This is a genomic window from Nonomuraea deserti (assembly GCF_004348685.1).
In the GTDB taxonomy this organism is placed as follows: Bacteria; Actinomycetota; Actinomycetes; order Streptosporangiales; family Streptosporangiaceae; genus Nonomuraea; species Nonomuraea deserti.
In genome coordinates, this window is sequence record NZ_SMKO01000010.1 from 62,840 (window position 1) to 77,476 (window position 14,637).

The 14,637-nt window shown below is 69.5% G+C and carries 15 protein-coding genes; 10 read left to right on the top strand and 5 right to left on the bottom strand.

What is annotated here, in order from left to right; translation table 11 throughout:
- Positions 1-2: 2 nt before the first annotated feature.
- Positions 3-194: a PspC domain-containing protein gene (locus E1292_RS06630; RefSeq protein ID WP_106243857.1), complete on the top strand. Its 192-nt coding sequence runs from the start codon at positions 3-5 to the stop codon at positions 192-194.
- On the opposite strand, the gene E1292_RS06635 is transcribed toward E1292_RS06630, so the two are convergent.
- Positions 112-930, bottom strand: a complete 819-nt coding sequence (locus E1292_RS06635) for a TetR/AcrR family transcriptional regulator C-terminal domain-containing protein (protein ID WP_181958194.1) — start codon at positions 928-930, stop codon at positions 112-114. The genes E1292_RS06630 and E1292_RS06635 overlap by 83 nt on opposite strands.
- A gap of 161 nt (positions 931-1,091) precedes the next feature.
- Between E1292_RS06635 and E1292_RS06640 the strand changes: the two genes are divergently transcribed.
- The 3 genes from E1292_RS06640 (at position 1,092) to lipB (ending at position 3,178) form a co-directional block, all read left to right on the top strand.
- Positions 1,092-1,823, top strand: coding sequence for an NAD(P)-dependent oxidoreductase (locus E1292_RS06640; protein WP_220446696.1), 732 nt, complete (start codon positions 1,092-1,094; stop codon positions 1,821-1,823).
- Positions 1,824-1,982: 159 nt separating this feature from the next.
- Positions 1,983-2,546, top strand: a complete 564-nt coding sequence (locus tag E1292_RS52195; protein WP_181958195.1) for a hypothetical protein — start codon at positions 1,983-1,985, stop codon at positions 2,544-2,546.
- On the top strand, positions 2,543-3,178 hold the full coding sequence (gene lipB / locus E1292_RS06650) for a lipoyl(octanoyl) transferase LipB (protein ID WP_132593054.1): 636 nt from the start codon (positions 2,543-2,545) through the stop codon (positions 3,176-3,178). Before E1292_RS52195 ends, lipB begins: the two co-directional genes overlap by 4 nt.
- 208 nt (positions 3,179-3,386) lie before the next feature.
- Here lipB and E1292_RS06655 read toward each other — a convergent pair whose 3' ends face one another.
- Entirely contained in the window at positions 3,387-4,916 is a 1,530-nt protein-coding gene (locus E1292_RS06655) for an amino acid permease (protein WP_132593056.1), read from the bottom strand.
- Between the two features lie 159 nt (positions 4,917-5,075).
- Positions 5,076-5,618: a type 1 glutamine amidotransferase domain-containing protein gene (locus E1292_RS06660; protein WP_132593058.1), complete on the bottom strand. Its 543-nt coding sequence runs from the start codon at positions 5,616-5,618 to the stop codon at positions 5,076-5,078.
- 246 nt (positions 5,619-5,864) lie between these two features.
- On the opposite strand from E1292_RS06660, the gene E1292_RS06665 reads away from it, so the two are divergent.
- The 6 genes from E1292_RS06665 to E1292_RS06690 all read left to right on the top strand — a co-directional run bounded on the left by E1292_RS06665 (position 5,865) and on the right by E1292_RS06690 (position 12,514).
- Positions 5,865-7,682, top strand: coding sequence for an ABC transporter substrate-binding protein (locus E1292_RS06665; protein WP_132593060.1), 1,818 nt, complete (start codon positions 5,865-5,867; stop codon positions 7,680-7,682).
- Positions 7,679-8,734, top strand: coding sequence for an ABC transporter permease (locus E1292_RS06670; RefSeq protein ID WP_132593062.1), 1,056 nt, complete (start codon positions 7,679-7,681; stop codon positions 8,732-8,734). Before E1292_RS06665 ends, E1292_RS06670 begins: the two co-directional genes overlap by 4 nt.
- The gene (locus E1292_RS06675; RefSeq protein WP_132593064.1) at positions 8,731-9,612 is read left to right on the top strand and encodes an ABC transporter permease; all 882 of its coding nucleotides are present in this window, start codon (positions 8,731-8,733) and stop codon (positions 9,610-9,612) included. The genes E1292_RS06670 and E1292_RS06675 overlap by 4 nt, the downstream gene beginning before the upstream one ends.
- Entirely contained in the window at positions 9,609-10,607 is a 999-nt protein-coding gene (locus E1292_RS06680; protein ID WP_132593066.1) for an ABC transporter ATP-binding protein, read from the top strand. Before E1292_RS06675 ends, E1292_RS06680 begins: the two co-directional genes overlap by 4 nt.
- Positions 10,604-11,608: an ABC transporter ATP-binding protein gene (locus E1292_RS06685; RefSeq protein ID WP_132593068.1), complete on the top strand. Its 1,005-nt coding sequence runs from the start codon at positions 10,604-10,606 to the stop codon at positions 11,606-11,608. The genes E1292_RS06680 and E1292_RS06685 overlap by 4 nt, the downstream gene beginning before the upstream one ends.
- Before the next feature lie 423 nt (positions 11,609-12,031).
- Positions 12,032-12,514 carry a CHRD domain-containing protein gene (locus E1292_RS06690; protein ID WP_132593070.1) on the top strand — a complete coding sequence of 161 codons (483 nt, stop codon included), beginning with the start codon at positions 12,032-12,034 and terminating at the stop codon, positions 12,512-12,514.
- A gap of 260 nt (positions 12,515-12,774) precedes the next feature.
- Here the strand turns inward: E1292_RS06690 and E1292_RS06695 are convergent, their stop codons facing one another.
- Positions 12,775-13,422 (bottom strand): response regulator, encoded by a 648-nt coding sequence (locus tag E1292_RS06695; RefSeq protein ID WP_132593173.1) that lies wholly within the window; start codon positions 13,420-13,422, stop codon positions 12,775-12,777.
- 31 nt (positions 13,423-13,453) lie between these two features.
- Positions 13,454-14,599, bottom strand: coding sequence for a sensor histidine kinase (locus E1292_RS06700; protein ID WP_132593072.1), 1,146 nt, complete (start codon positions 14,597-14,599; stop codon positions 13,454-13,456).
- Positions 14,600-14,637: the final 38 nt, after the last annotated feature.

Genomic DNA, 14,637 nt, shown 5'->3' on the forward strand with positions numbered 1-14,637 from the left:
GCATGTACCGCTCAAGAGAGCACAGGATTCTGGCCGGCGTCTGCGGCGGTCTCGCCGACAAGATGGGCCTTCCTCCCACCCTCGTCCGGATCCTCTGGCTGCTGCTCTCGCTCATCCCGGGGCCGCTCTGGGTGGTCTACGTGGCGATGTGGATCCTCGTTCCCGAGGAGCCGAAGGGCTACCGGGCGGCTTAGGCGCTGACGATCCCGGCTCACTGTCCGTTGCCCGTCTGGACGGTGGGCCGGTGAAACCGCCCCGGCCGCGGTCGGGGATCCTCTCGAGGCCGTCGAGTATCAGGTCGAGCCCGAAGCCGAACTCGTCCGCGTACGCGTAGCCCGGCTGAAGGGCGTGGTCCGCGAGCATCTCGGCGAGGTGCGGATAGACGCCCGCGGGCATCTGCCGGCCGATCGTCTCCGCCACGTCCCCGAGCTCTTCGGGGGTGCTGAACGGCAGGCTCGACTCCTGCAGGACGAACCCGTAGATGTAGCTGTCGAGGGCGGAGAACGCGTGAGCCGCCATCGCGATCGGGAAGCCCGCCGCGCGCAGAGCGCCGATCACCGAGTCGTGGTGCCGCAACGTCGAGGGGCCGGGATTGCGCCGCGAGTCCATCAGCCCCAGGGCCCAGGGATGACGCGAGAGCACGTGGCGGGCGGAGATCGCGCGCCGGCGCATGGCGGTCTTCCAGTCGACATCGCCGGCGGGCAACTCGATCTCGCTGAAGACCAGGTCGACGATTCCGTCGAGAATCTCGTCCTTGTTGGCCACGTGGTGATAGAGCGACATGGCCTCGACCTTGAGGTGCTCGGCCACCTTGCGCATGGTGACCGAGGCGACGCCCTTCTCGTCGGCCACGTGCACGGCGGCTTCCAGGACGCGCTCCTTGCTGAGCGGGGTCCGAGTCGTCCGTGGCCGGCGGGGGCGCGATGGCATGTGCGAATCTCCCGATATTTCCTGACGTCTTCGACGCCGGGCTTGACTGCCTTACGCGCGTAAGGATAGCGTCCGAGCCATACCTTACAGGTGTAAGAATCCGGGCTCGCGGTTGGGCATCGTTCTGAGGGCGGCGCCGTACCCGCGGCGAAAGGGAGGTCATGGACGCACGCGAAGGATCTGCGGGCGCCGGCGACAGGCGCGCCATGAAGGTCTGCATCGTCGGGGCTTCCGGGAAGCTCGGACGGTACATGGTCCGGCACGCCCTGGACCGCGGATACGAGGTGGTGGGCGTGTGCCGCGGGAAGAGCGTCGGGAAACTCGAGGAGTTCGCGGGGCGCATCACCGTCGTCCCGGGAGCGACGGACGACCGCGAGGTCATCAGGCGCGCGGTCGCCGGGTGCGACGGGGTGCTGACGGTGCTGGTTCCCTGGGGGGTCAAGGGATACTCGACCGGGACCGCCCAGGCGGTCATGGATCACGCGCCCGCGGCAGCGCGGCTGGTCTTCTCGTGCGGGTGGCACATCACGCGCGACGGACAGGACGTGTACGGGCTCACGTTCCGGGCGTTCGTCAAGATCTTCGGCTGGCTCGGCAGGCTGGCTCGGGCCGTGGACATCAACGACCAGGTGGAGGCGTGCCGCCGGGTGTTCGCCAGTGGCACCCGCTGGACCGTCGTGCGGGGCAGCGATCTGGAAGAGGGTGAGAGCCAGGGGCTGCCGGTGTGGAGCCGGCATGTCGGTGACCCGGTTCTCGAGAGCAACCTCACCCGCCGGGTGGACTTCGCCCTGTTCATGGTGGAGGCGCTCGTCAACGACGAACTGGTCCACGAGGCGCCGGCGATCGTCGGCTGCCGGACGCCGTCGGCGCGTGCGTACGCCCAGCCGGCCTGACCTGTCGGCCCGCGTGATCAGGTTCGGCGCGCGGCCGGCCACGTGCGCCGCCGCCCGGCTCCGATCGGAGCCGGGCGGCGGCCCGCGCCGGGCCGTAACCATCCCGGCGCCCTCCTTGTTCTCGGAGAACTCCATCACCAGGGTCTGGCCCTGGCCGACGTGGCGCGGATCGATGTCCATCCCGCCGGTCCGGACGCGGGCGGCCTTGTAGCCGACGGAGTCGCGGAACTCCTCGATGCTGGACGGTTCCCCGCCGACGACCTCCCCGCGGCCCGGCTCGCACTGCTTGCCGAACGGCACGTAGCTGACGTCGGCGGAGACGCCCGCCTCCTTCAGGTCGCGTTCCAGCCGGTCGGCGTCCCTGAACTCGTTGATCTGGACGCTGATCGTGCCGTCGGTGTTCTGGCTCACGGCGTACGCGGGCGTCTCGGTGCCGGTCAGCAGGGGGACCGCGATGAACACCTCGGCCACCAGGTCGGCGACCGTGTGCGGGTCGTCGACGCGGCGGGTGAGAAAGCGGGTGACCGCATCGACATGTCGCCGGTAGAAGGCCTCGAAAGCCACAGGATCTGTGGCGATCTTCGGCTGTTTGCGACGCACCGGCCATGCTCCCTTCGTCGATTGACACCCCTGCTTGGTGAGAAGTGGCCGAAGGGTTACAAGGCTGGACCATCGGGGCGGGTGCTGCGTGGCTCCGGCGGCGGCTTATCCTCGAAGTCATGAGGGCAAGGCCGCTGACGCTCATCGAGGATGAGCTCGTCGACTACGACAAGGCTATGGAGCGCATGACCGACCTGGTCGGGCAGCGCCAGCGGGACGAACGACCGGACACGCTCTGGCTGCTGAGCCACCCCTCCGTCTACACGGTCGGCCGCCGCACCCCGCTCGACCACCTGCCCGACCCGACGCGCGGCATCCCCGTGATCGAGACCGGGCGCGGCGGGCAGCTCACCTACCACGGGCCCGGGCAGCTCGTCGGCTATCTGATCGTCAAGCTCGACGACGACCAGGGCATCGTCGACTACGTCCGCGAGGTGGAGCTGCGGATGGTGGAGGCGCTGGGCAAGCTGGGCCTGCCGGCCGAGCGCCGCGACACGCCGCCCGGCTCCGAGCTGCTCACCGGCGTCTGGACGGCCGCGACCGGCCGCAAGGTCGTCTCCATCGGGATGCGGCAGAGCCGGGGCGTCACCAGCCACGGGTTCGCGCTCAACGTCGACGGCGACCTGTCGCCGTGGAACTGGGCGATCGCCTGCGGGATGCCCGACGTCGACATGACCTCGCTCAAGCGCGAGCTGGGCGCCGCCTCGATGGGCGACGTCCGCGCGGCCGTGGCCGCCGCCTTCGAGGCCTCCTGACCGGGGGTCAGGCGCGCGGAAACACCTGCACGTCGGCGTTGTGCCCGCTTCCGACCACCACATCGAGCAGGTGTGGAGCATGGACGCTTTCAGCGACTCGGCGACCGCCTCGGGGACATCGCGGATGTAAAGCGATGCCATGCACAAGATGCTAGAAGAGTGCAAGCACGCGGGTACGGCCCGCGGGGAGCCGTACCCCCGTCGGGCCTCAAGGAACGGGGACCTCGTCGATCGTGCGGCGAGGGCCCGTGAACCAGTGGCGGGCCGACAGCACCCACCACAGCGCGATGCCGATCAGCACCACCCCCACCGCGATCGGCGCGTAGTTGACCGACGTCCAGGTGAAGTCCGGGTTGCCGGGCACGCCCTCGGGCGAGAACGGCATGATGAAGTAGATCGACACGATCACGATCTCGACGCAGGCGATCCAGCACAGAGCCTTGTACTTCCTGCCGAGCGTCCACGGGCCGGGGGTGAAGGCGTCGCCCATGCGCAGGCGGAGCCAGATCGGGATGAGGAACGCCAGGTAGAGCCCGATGACGGCGATCGACACGACCGCGTAGAACGCGACCGGCGTGGTCAGGCCGGGAGGGGCGTAGAGGGCGGGCAGGGTGATCAGCGCGGCGGTGACGCAGCCGCCGAGGATGGCGTTGACCGGGGTGCGGTTGCGGTCGACCCGCGACCACAGCCGCCAGCCGGGGATCGCGCCGTCACGCGCGAACGCGTACGTCATCCGCGACATCGACGTCACGCAGCTCATCCCGCAGAAGAACTGGCCCACCGTGGAGATCGCGAAGATCGCCGTGGCCAGCGGGGACGACAGCGCCGTCTCGAAGATGGCGCCGACGAAGCCGCCCTGCTCGTTGAGCGCGTCCACGTTCGTCGCGGCGAACAGGAACGACAGCAGCAGGATCCACCCGCCGATGGCCGAGTAGAAGATCGACTGCCACAGCCCGCGGGCCGCGCTCTTGGCCGCGCCCTGCGTCTCCTCCGACACGTGCGCGCAGGCGTCGAAGCCGGTGATCGTGTACTGGGTGAGCAGGAAGCCGAGCGGCAGCACGTACAGCCAGAAGGGCAGCCCATCCGAGCCGGCGCCGAAGCCGGAGTTGTTGTTCGTGCCGCCGAAGACGAAGCCGAGCGACTGGTGGTCGTCCGGTGCGAAGATCAGGATGGCGACGACGATCGTGGCGCCCGCGACGTGCCACCAGACCGAGACGTTCTGCAGCAGCGAGATGAGCCGGTGGCTGTAGATGTTGATGAGGGCGTGCAGCGCGAGGACGATCACGAACAGCAGGAACGCCTGCGGGAGCGTGCCCTCCCAAGCTCCGCCGGTCAGCCGGTTGATGGTGATGTTGAGGAACGTCGCGCAGCCGTAGTCGACGGACGCGGTGACGGCGATGAGGCCGATCAGGTTGAGCCACCCGGTGAACCAGCCGTGGATCGGCTTGCCCAGCTTGGCGGCCCACCAGTAGATGCCGCCCGCCGTCGGGTACGCCGACACCAGCTCCGACATGCAGAAGCCGATGATCAGGATGAACACGGAGATCAGCGGCCAGCCCCAGGAGATGGCGATGGGGCCGCCGTTGTTCCAGGCCTGTCCGAAGGTGGTGAAACAGCCGGCGAGGATGGAGATGATCGAGAAGGAGATGGCGAAGTTCGAGAATCCGCTCCAGGTGCGGGCCAGCTCCTGCTTGTAGCCGAGTTCGGCGAGTCGCCTGGAATCCTCTTCAGTGGTCACTGAGGTCTCCCTGGGGGCACGGAGGACGCTCCATTTGGTCTACATCTAGACCATTTCTCTCCAGGGGACAAGGAGTTACGGCCGGGTTTCGATCTCGTCATCCGACGGCGGAGGGAGGGCGCCAGGGCCGGCGCCCTCCCTCCGCGTCAGTTCGCGCCTCTACCCGAACGCGTCGGTCGCGGCCTGGCAGAAGGCCTTCAGGTCGTCCGGCTTGCGGCTGGTGACCAGCGTGTTCGGCCCGTCGGTGCACACCACGACCTCCTGGTCCACCCACGTGGCGCCGGCGTTGCGCAGGTCGGTCTGCAGGCTCGGCCAGGACGTCATCGTGCGGCCGCGTACGACGTCCGCCTCGACCAGGGTCCACGGCGCGTGGCAGATCGACGCCACCGGCTTGCCCGTGTCGAAGAACGACCGCACGAACTGCACGGCCTGCGGCACCGTACGCAGGAAGTCCGGGTTCGCCACGCCGCCGGGGAGCACGAGGCCGTCGAAGGAGCCCACGTCGACGTTGTCCACCGTGTCGTCCACGGCGAACGTGTCTGCCTTGTCCAGGTGGTTGAACGCCTGGATCTGGCCGGGCGCGGTGGAGATCAGCCTGGGCGTGCCGCCCGCCTGCTTGACCGCCTTCCACGGCTCGGTGAGCTCGACCTGCTCGACTCCCTCAGGAGCGACGAGGAACGCGATGGTCTTGCCCTGCATCATGCGATCTCCCCCTTGGTTTCGGCTCTTTCCCGCCCCCTATCCGACGGGTTCGGATGTATGCGGGTCGCGTCTCCAGCGGGTCGCCATAGGGTGGGATGCCAGGTCACGGGCGTGCCAGGCGGGCTGAAAATTTACACCGCCGAATGAAACGAGAATGAAACAATTTTCCGTCACGCGTTGACACGAGGTCTCCGTATGGTGTGCCTTTCTCTACACAGGAACCCCCCGCCTGAAGGTGAGGCACGTATGAGGAAATGGTTCGCACGCCTGGCTGCGCTGGGCGTCGCGCTATTAGTAGCAGGTCAGGGCACGACGACGGCCCTTGCTCAGGAACCGACGGCGGGGAAGAAGATCGTTCGCGTCGGCGCCACGCAGTCCATGGACTCCATGAACCCGTTCCTGGCGGTCCGCCTGGTCTCCACGTCGATCCACCGCTGGATGTACGGCTTCCTCACGGTTACCGACTCCAAGACGCTCCAGCCCAGCGCCGACCTGGCCGAGTCGTGGTCGGCGTCGGACGACGGCCTCACGTGGACGTTCAAGATCCGTGAGGCCAAGTGGTCCGACGGGCAGCCGATCACGGCCGAGGACGCCGCCTGGACGTTCAACAAGATCATGACGGACGAGGCGGCCAAGACCGCCAACGGCCCGGCGGTGGAGAACTTCGAGAGCGTCACGGCCAACGGCCAGGAGCTGACGATCAAGCTCAAGTCGCCGCAGGCGTCCATGCTGGAGAACCCGGTCCCGATCGTGCCCAAGCACGTCTGGGAGTCGGTCACCGACATGGCCGACTACGACGCCGAGAAGTACCCCACGGTGAGCAGCGGCCCGTACTTCGCGACCGAACACAAGAAGGACCAGTACGTCAAGCTGCAGGCCAACCCCAACTACTGGCGGGGCAAGGCCAAGGTCGACGAGCTGCAGGTCATCTTCTACGACAACCCGCAGGCCGCGATCGCCGCGCTGCAGAAGGGCGAGATCGACCTGATCGGCCGGCTGGACCCGCCCGAGTTCAAGGCCATCCAGAGCGACCCCAACATCGAGGCGTGGAACACCGACGGCCGGCGGGCGAGCTACCTGCAGATCAACCACGGCGCCACCACGACCGACGACAAGCCCCTCGGCGACGGCCACCCCGCGCTGAAGGACGTCAAGGTGCGCCAGGCGCTGCACTACGCCATCGACAAGCAGAAGCTGGTCGACGAGGTGTGGGACGGCCTGGCCAAGCGCGCCGACGGCTCGATCGTGCCGCCGATGTACAAGGACTTCTTCTGGGAGGCCACCGGCGACACCAAGGTCACCTACGATCCGGCCAAGGCCAACCAGATCCTCGACGACGCCGGCTACAAGAAGGGCGCCGACGGCGTCCGCACGATGCCCGACGGTGACCGCAAGCTGGAGTTCCGCTTCAGCATCCACACCGACACCCCGCTCGAGGACAAGCTCGCCGAATACCTGACCGGCTTCTTCAAGGAGATCGGCATCACGCTGACCACCAAGAAGCTCGAATCCAGCAAGTTCACGGAGGAGACGGGCTACACCGGCCTGTTCGACATCGCGATCAGCGGCTGGTCGGTCAACCCCGACCCCGAAGAGGTCCTGGCCACGCACCTGTGCTCGCGCCGGCCCACCAAGGACGGCGAGGGCGGCGGCACCGAGTCGTTCTACTGCGACGAGACCTTCGAGAAGCTCTACAAGGACCAGCAGAAGGAGCTCGATCGGCCCAAGCGGGCCGAGATCATCAAGCAGATGCAGGAGCGCCTCTACACCGACGCCCCGGTCATCGCTCTCTACTACACGAACGACCTCGAGGGCTACCGCAAGGACCGCATCACCAGCATCACCCCCATCCCCGAGGACAAGGGCCTGCTGTACGGCGGCAGCAGCTACTGGCCGTTCTACACCGTCGACGTCAAGGCCGCGGCGGCGAGCGGAGCGAGCGGTGACGGCGGCGGGTCGAACACCGGCATCATCGCCGGTATCGTCGGCGCCGTGGTGGTCATCGGACTGGGCGGATTCCTCCTGAGCAGGCGGCGCAAGAGCGTCGCAGACGAGCGCGAATGACAACTCCGCTCGAAGCAGCAGAGCCCGCCGCCGCGCAGGCGGCGGGCCCTGGTGACGGGCGCTCCACCCGCAGCGGCACGCTGCGCTACGCGCTGTCGAAGGCCGGTGGGGCGCTGTTCAGCATCGCCATGGTGATCGTCGGCACGTTCTTCCTGTTCCGGATGTTGCCCGGCGACCCCGTGCGCAGCCTGGCGCAGGGGCGCAACATGACCCCGGCCCAGCTCGACCTCGAACGCAGCCGGCTCGGCCTGGACAAGCCGCTGATCCAGCAGTTCTTCGACTTCGTCGGCGACACGCTCCGCCTCGACCTCGGCATGTCGTACGAGTACAAGCGGCCCGTCCTCGACCTGATCGGCGAGCGGCTCGGCCCTACCCTGCTGCTCGCGGGAACGGGCCTGGTCATCGCGGTCAGCCTCGGCATCTGGCAGGGCACGCGGGCCGGCTGGCGCAGCGGCAGCACGTTCGACCGCTTCTCCACCGGCACGTCGCTGCTGCTGTGGTCGGTGCCGACGTTCTGGCTCGGGCTGCTGCTCATGATGGTCTTCGGGGTGGGCATCGGGCCGATCCCCGGCATCTTCCCGTTTCGCGGCATCGAGAGCGTCGACGCCCCCGACGGGTTCGCCTACGTGCTCGACGTGGCCTCCCACATGGTGCTCCCGTGCCTGACGCTGGTCGCCGTGGTCTACGCCCAATACCTCCTGGTCATGCGCTCGTCGCTGCTGGAGGAGGTCAGCCAGGACTACGTGACCGTGGCCAGGGCCAAAGGGCTGCGCGACGACGACGTACGCCGCCGCCACGCCGTCCCCAACGCCCTGCTGCCCACGGTGACGCTGGTGTTCATGCGCGTCGGGTTCGTGGTCGGCGGCGCGGTCACCGTCGAGACGATCTACACCTGGCCGGGGCTCGGCCAGCTGTTCTACGAAGCGATCAGCGTGCCCGACTTCACGCTCATGCAGGGCACGTTCCTGCTGATCACGGTGGCGGTGATCGTCATGAACACGCTGGCCGACGTGGTCTACCACATGCTCGACCCGAGAGTGAGGTCGGCATGACCAGTGTCGCCACGACCCGCAGGCGGCAGGCGCTGAGCCGCTTCTGGGCCGACTTCCGCGGCCACCGGGCCGGCGTCGCCGGCGTGGCCGTGCTCGTCGCCGCCGTGGTGCTCGCGCTGATCGCGCCGCTGTTCATCGACCAGAGCGTGACCAGCGTCGTCGACACCACCGGCGACGACTTCGACGCGCCCAGCCTGGCGTTCCCGTTCGGCACCGACGAGTCGGGCCGCTCGATCCTGCTGATGGTCTGGTGGGGCTCGCGCACGTCGCTGCTCATCGGCTTCCTCGCCGCCCTGCTGAGCATCGTGATCGGCATGGTCGTCGGCATCGCCGCCGGGCACTTCCGCGGCTGGCTCGGCGCCGTGCTCATGCGCGTCACCGACTGGTTCCTCGTCCTGCCCTCGCTGGTTACCGCCCTGGTGCTGGCGGCCATCCTGGGCGGCAGCACCTTCACGATCATCATGGCCATCGGCATCACCACCTGGCCGTCGACCGCCCGGCTGATCAGGGCCCAGACGCTGGCCGTGGAGTCCAGGCCGTACATCGAGCGCTCCAAGGCGCTCGGAGCCGGCCACTGGCACATCACCACCCGCCACGTGCTGCCCAACGTGGCGCCGCTGCTGCTGGCCAGCACCACGCTGGAGGTGGCCAGCGCCATCGTGACCGAGTCGACGCTGGCCTTCCTCGGCGCCAGCGCCAACAAGACCTCGTGGGGGACCATGCTTCGCGGCTCGTACGACTTCGGCGCGGCCAACGAGGGCGCCTGGTGGTACATCCTCATCCCCGGCCTGGCCATCCTCGCCGTCGTCATGGCGTTCACCCTGGTCGGCCGGGCTCTGGAGGCCGTGCTCAACCCCCGGCTGAGGAGGGCCTCGTGAGCGAGCGGAGCGAATCCAGGGCCGGCCTGCTCGAACTCGACGACCTCTCGGTGACCTACCGCATCGCCTCCGGCGAGGTGCCGGCCGTACGCGGTGTGTCGCTGACGCTCGACTCCGGAGCGGCGCTCGGAGTCGCCGGCGAGTCGGGGTCCGGCAAGTCGACGCTGGCCATGGCGCTGCTGCGGCTGCTGCCGCGGGACGCGCGCGTCGGTGGCCGGATCCTGCTCGACGGCGAGGACGTGCTCACCATGAAGTGGGGACGCATGCGCGCCGTACGCTGGGCCGAGGCCTCGATCGTGTTCCAGGGCGCGCAGCACGGGCTCAACCCCGTGCGCAAGATCGGCGACCAGGTCGCCGAGCCGCTGCTGGTCCACGGCCAGGCCAGGCCCGAGGCGGCCCGCAAGCGCGTGGCCGAGCTGCTCGACCAGGTCGGCCTGCCCACCTGGCGGGCCCGCAGCTACCCGCACGAGCTGTCGGGCGGCCAGCGGCAGCGCGTGATGATCGCGATGGCCCTTGCCTGCTCGCCCCGCCTGATCATCGCCGACGAGCCGACCACCGCGCTCGACGTCATGGTGCAGGCCCAGGTGCTCACCCTGATCAAGGACCTGGTCGCCGAGAACGGCATCTCGCTCATCATGATCTCGCACGACCTGTCCGTCCTGGCCGACGTGTGCGACCGGCTCGCGGTCATGTACGCGGGCCGCATCGTCGAGCAGGGCCCGTCAGGCGAGGTGTTCCACGACGCCAAGCACCCCTACAGCAAGGCGCTGGCGGCGGCGTTCCCGACGGTGGGCGACCCGGCCGCGCGGCTCGCGCCGAAGGGCCTCGGCGGCGACCCGCCGGACCCGATGCAGCTCCCGACCGGCTGCTCGTTCCACCCACGCTGCCCGGTCGCGCTCGACGAGTGCGCCACCCTCGACGTGGAGTTGTGGCCGGCCGGCGAGCGCCGCACGGCCGCCTGCGTACACGTCAGGGCGAAGGAGGAGGCCTCATGACGGAGACGCAGGCCACGAAGGAGAAGGTCTCGACCGCGGGGCAGAACCTGCTGGAGGCCCGCGACCTGCACGTCGAGTTCGTCGCGCGCGGCCGCCGCGCCCGCGCGGTCGACGGCGTCAACCTGTCGATCGGCGAGGGCGAGATCGTGGCCCTGGTCGGCGAGTCCGGCTGCGGCAAGACCACGCTGGCCCGCACCCTGCTCGGCCTCGAACGGCCCACCTCCGGCGAGGTCCGCTACGGCGGCACGGCGCTCGACTACGGCTCCAAGGCGCTCAAGGCCTACCGCAGGCAGGTGCAGCTCGTCCTGCAGGACCCGACGGGCTCGCTCAACCCCCGGCACACCGTCTACGAGGCCGTGGCGGAGGGGCCGCGCATCCACGGCCTGGCCGACGAGGAGACCGCCGTCGCCACGGCGCTGTCCAGAGCCGGGCTGCGGCCGCCCGAGCGGTTCTTCCTGCGCTACCCGCACGAGCTCTCCGGCGGCCAGCGGCAGCGCGTGGTGATCGCCGGCGCCCTCGCGCTCAACCCGCACGTACTGGTCGCCGACGAGCCGGTCGCGTCGCTGGACGCCTCCGTACGAGGCGAGATCCTCGCCCTGATGCTCAAACTGAGGGCGGACCTCGGCCTGTCGGCGCTGGTCGTCACCCACGACCTGGGGCTTGCCTGGAACATCGCCGACCGGGTCGCGGTCATGTACCTCGGCAGGATCGTCGAGTCGGGGCCCGTGGAGCAGGTGCTGACCGCGCCGCGCCACCCGTACACGCAGGCGCTCATGTCGGTGTTGCCGGAGTCGCCCGAACGGGTGGTGCTGACCGGCGAGCCGCCCGACCCGACCAGGATCCCCGGCGGATGCCGCTTCCACGCCCGCTGCCAGGTGCTCGCCTCCGGCAAGGCGGCCGAGGCCGGGGTCGACGGCAAGTGCCGCTCGGAGCCGCTCGACGTCCTGCCGGCCGTCCCCGGGGCGCAGGCCGCCTGCCACTACGCGGACGTCGCCGGCTAACTCGCGGGGCGCTCGGTTGCGTAGCATCGCGGCCCGGCGGTTGCGCGAGCGAATCCGAGTTGGCGGGCAGGTAGGGCGGGCGCGCACGGTCTGCGTGAAGCGGAAGCGTGGGCGCTGGTCGAGCACGATGACCTCTACTTCCATGCCGCGGGGTTCGTACCAGAGGTTCACGGCAGAAGACTTACTGCGCTTATTGGACATAGGGCCGTAATTCGGTCACATGGGATCGGTCGCGTCGGCTGGAAGAGCCGGCAAATCCACGCCTCCAAGCATGACGTGTCAGGCGGCACAACGTCGTCGTCGGTCATATTGCGTCCTTGACGATTCCGGTCATGACAGCGCGGTTTCGACCCGATAGACGCCGGAAAGAAACGACTACGTACAGTGATGAATCGCTACTTATAGTCATCAAGGAGGCTTGCCGTGATCAAGCCAATCGTCCTAATTCCGGCACTCGCCGTAGCAGCGGTCGTCTTTCCCAGTACGGCCAGCGCAACCACGAGCCACACGCCGTCCAACCGGTTCGTCGAAATGACCGGAGAACAGGAGGTTCCCGGTCCCGGCGATCCGGACGGTGTGGGAATCTTCGCCTGGAGGGTGAGCGGATCGTCACTCTGCTACGCCATCACCGCCCACAACATCGACCCAGCGACCGCGGCGCACATCCACGAGGGCAGGGAAGGAGAGGCGGGTCCGATCGTGGTGACGTTGCAGGCGCCCACCGAGGGCTTCGCGAGCGAGTGCATCCGCGCCGTGAGGCGCCAGACAGCCGACAACGCCGAGACCACGCTGACCTTCGGCGAGCTGAAGGCCATCGCCCACAGTCCGAGGAAGTTCTACGCCAACGTCCACAACGAGGAATTCCCGGACGGCGCCATCCGTGGGCAGCTCGACGGTGCCGACTAGGGCCGGTACGGAGTCGAGATCAGCGGGATCTGCCTGCGCTACGGTCTGTGATCCTGGGTGCCGCTGACCAACGTGTCATAGGCCGCCAAGCCTCGAAGGTCCCTGGCCCGACGCTTCCCGCGGTGCGTGGGGGTGAACTGGTGCACGAGTTCAGGACCAAGGGGCCGGCCTGCTGGCGCACCGTGCAGACCACGTTGAAGGCCTCCTACGCCGACCACTATCGGCGGTGGCGGTGAATCCGTCCACGCAGGTCCATGCGGCTAACCGAGGTCGGCGTCGTGCACCAGGATGGCCGCCTGGACCCGGTTGGCCAGGCCCAGCTTGGCCAGCACCCGGCTCACGTGCGCCTTCACCGTGGCCTCCGTCAGGCGCAGCTCGCGGCCGATCTCGGCGTTGGACAGGCCGCGGGCCACGGCCCTGATCACGTCCTCCTCCCGCCCGGTGAGTGCGGCGAGCTGCTTGCGCGCGGCCTCGGCGCGTGAGGGGGCGCGGTCCACGTACGAGGCCAGCAGGCGCTTGGTCACCGACGGGGAGAGCATGGCCTGGCCGCCCGCGACCGTACGCACGGCGGCGGCCAGCTCCCTCGGCGGGGTGTCCTTGAGCAGGAACCCGACCGCGCCCAGGCGGAGCGCCTCGTGCACGTACTCGTCCAGGTCGAACGTCGTCAACATCACCAGCTTGGGCGGGTCGGGCACGGCCAGGAGCCGGGCGGCGGCGGTCAGGCCGTCCATGCCCGGCATGCGCACGTCCATCAGCACGACCTCCGGCCGCAGCCGCCGCGCCGCCGCCACGGCCTCGGCGCCGTCACGGGCCTCGCCGACGATCGCGATGTCACCGGCGGCCTCCAGGATCAGCCGCAACCCCGACCGGACGAGCTCCTCGTCGTCCACGACGAGCACCCGGATCACCGGAACCCCCATGCGCGGAAGGACGGGCGGGTCAAGCCGGAATCCTGGCGCTCACAAGGAAGCCGCCGCCGTCCTCGGGGTTGGTGCGCAGGGTGCCGCCGAGCAGCTCGACGCGTTCCCGCAGCCCGATCAGGCCCCAGCCCGCGCCGGGCAGCTCCTCGTGCGGCGACCGCGGCGCCTCGTTGCGCACTTCCACCTCCAGCACGTCGGTCCCGAAGCGGATGCGCACGTCCGCGCCGGCGTTCCCCGCGTGCTTGTGCACGTTGGTGAGCGCCTCCTGCACCACGCGGTACGCCGTCCGCTCCACGGTCGCCTCCACCGGCCGCGTCTCGCCCTCGTCGTGCCTGGTCACCGCGATGCCCAGGGCGCGGGTCTGGTCGAGCAGCCGGTCGAGGTCGTCCAGCGTGGGCGGCGGCCGGAGCGCGCTGCCCGTCGCGGCGGCGGGATCCGCACCCACCAGGTCGCGCGGGGGCGAGCGGAGCACCCCGAGCACGTCACGCAGGTTGGCCAGCGCCTCCCGACCGATTCCCGCGATCATGGCGGCCGACCGCGCGGTCCCGTCGTCGGCCGCCCGCATCTCCATCGCCCCTGCGTGCAGGACGATCAGCGAGACCCGGTGCGCGACCACGTCGTGCATCTCCCTGGCGATCCTGGCCCGCTCCTGAGCCCTGGCCTGCTCGGCGCGCATGACCTGCTCGCGCTCCAGCCGCTCGGCGCGCTCCCTGGCCGCTTCCAGCACCTCGCGTCTGGCGCGTACCCAGAGACCGAGCGCCAGCGGCAGCCCGATCACGGCCAGCGCCATGGCCACCGCGTTGGCCGGGCTGGCGGTGGCGAGCCGATGGGCGCCGTCCCGCCACTCGCCGACCAGCGCGGAGATCCCGCACACCGCCAGGCAGCCGCCGAGGTAGGCGGCGACGCCGCGGCTCCTGTCGAGCGTGAGGCCCGCGTAGTAGGAGGCGACCATGAGCGGCGGCCACATCACGAGCCCGGCGTACCCGACGGCGCCCACGACGGCCAGCGGCCACCAGGAGCGCCTGACCTGCCAGGCGGCCACACCCGCGGCGGCGGCGATCGCGGCCAGCACCGGGAGGGGCAGGCTCGACGGCACCCCGACCTGCCCGTGCACCACGAGCAGCGAGGCGGCGAACACACCGGAGCCGAGCAGGACGAACCGCATGTCCCCAGCGTATGGGGCGGCCGGCGAGATGGATGACG

Excerpts from the sequence above, each read along its gene's own strand:
- E1292_RS06630 (WP_106243857.1), top strand. The coding sequence starts at position 3 with ATGTACCGCTCAAGAGAGCACAGGATTCTGGCCGGCGTCTGCGGCGGT.
- E1292_RS06635 (WP_181958194.1), bottom strand. The coding sequence starts at position 930 with ATGCCATCGCGCCCCCGCCGGCCACGGACGACTCGGACCCCGCTCAGC.
- E1292_RS06640 (WP_220446696.1), top strand. The coding sequence starts at position 1,092 with ATGGACGCACGCGAAGGATCTGCGGGCGCCGGCGACAGGCGCGCCATG.
- lipB (WP_132593054.1), top strand. The coding sequence starts at position 2,543 with ATGAGGGCAAGGCCGCTGACGCTCATCGAGGATGAGCTCGTCGACTAC.
- E1292_RS06660 (WP_132593058.1), bottom strand. The coding sequence starts at position 5,618 with ATGATGCAGGGCAAGACCATCGCGTTCCTCGTCGCTCCTGAGGGAGTC.
- E1292_RS06665 (WP_132593060.1), top strand. The coding sequence starts at position 5,865 with ATGAGGAAATGGTTCGCACGCCTGGCTGCGCTGGGCGTCGCGCTATTA.
- E1292_RS06670 (WP_132593062.1), top strand. The coding sequence starts at position 7,679 with ATGACAACTCCGCTCGAAGCAGCAGAGCCCGCCGCCGCGCAGGCGGCG.
- E1292_RS06675 (WP_132593064.1), top strand. The coding sequence starts at position 8,731 with ATGACCAGTGTCGCCACGACCCGCAGGCGGCAGGCGCTGAGCCGCTTC.
- E1292_RS06685 (WP_132593068.1), top strand. The coding sequence starts at position 10,604 with ATGACGGAGACGCAGGCCACGAAGGAGAAGGTCTCGACCGCGGGGCAG.
- E1292_RS06700 (WP_132593072.1), bottom strand. The coding sequence starts at position 14,599 with ATGCGGTTCGTCCTGCTCGGCTCCGGTGTGTTCGCCGCCTCGCTGCTC.